The 513-nt window shown below is 60.2% G+C and carries 1 protein-coding gene; it reads right to left on the bottom strand.

Annotation, left to right across the window (positions count from 1 at the left end; translation table 11 throughout):
- Positions 1 to 141 precede the first annotated feature (141 nt).
- Positions 142 to 513, bottom strand: a 372-nt coding sequence (locus OC610_RS28720) for a universal stress protein (protein WP_264433169.1), incomplete at its 5' end; no start/stop codon positions are given.

Below are 513 nucleotides of genomic sequence, written 5' to 3'. Positions count from 1 at the left end.
TCCGAAGCGCATTACCAGCGTTATATCGCGCCGGGGTTCCTTAAGGATGCGATCGGCGGTTGAAAAGATCGCAGCCTTCGGCAGCTCCTACAGGACCACGCCATACTGTAGGAGTTGGCGAAGCCTGCGATCTTTTGATCGTCAATTCTTGACCGCCAGTTCCACTAGGTGATCCTCGACCTCCTGCGGCTTGAGCACCAGCACATCGCTTTCCAGCGCATCGAGCACGGCTTCTGCGGTGTTGCCGATCAACACGCCTGACAAGCCGGAGCGCGCAACGGTGCCGATCACCGTGACCGCGGCCTGGAGCTTGTGGGCCATGTAGGGAATCAACACGTCCGCCGGGCCTTCCTGAATGTGCAGGTGCTGGTCGTCAATGTCGAATTCGGCCTGGAACGCCCGGCACTGTTCGCGATAACGAGCCTCAATGGTTTCCTTGAGCTGGAACGTCGGGTCGGCCGACGAGAGCATGGGTGACGGGTGGGCGCTGATGACATGCAGGTGCGCCTTGGC

This window comes from Pseudomonas agronomica (assembly GCF_025917275.1).
GTDB lineage: Bacteria > Pseudomonadota > Gammaproteobacteria > Pseudomonadales > Pseudomonadaceae > Aquipseudomonas > Aquipseudomonas agronomica.
This window is presented reverse-complemented; position numbering and strand designations above follow the sequence as displayed.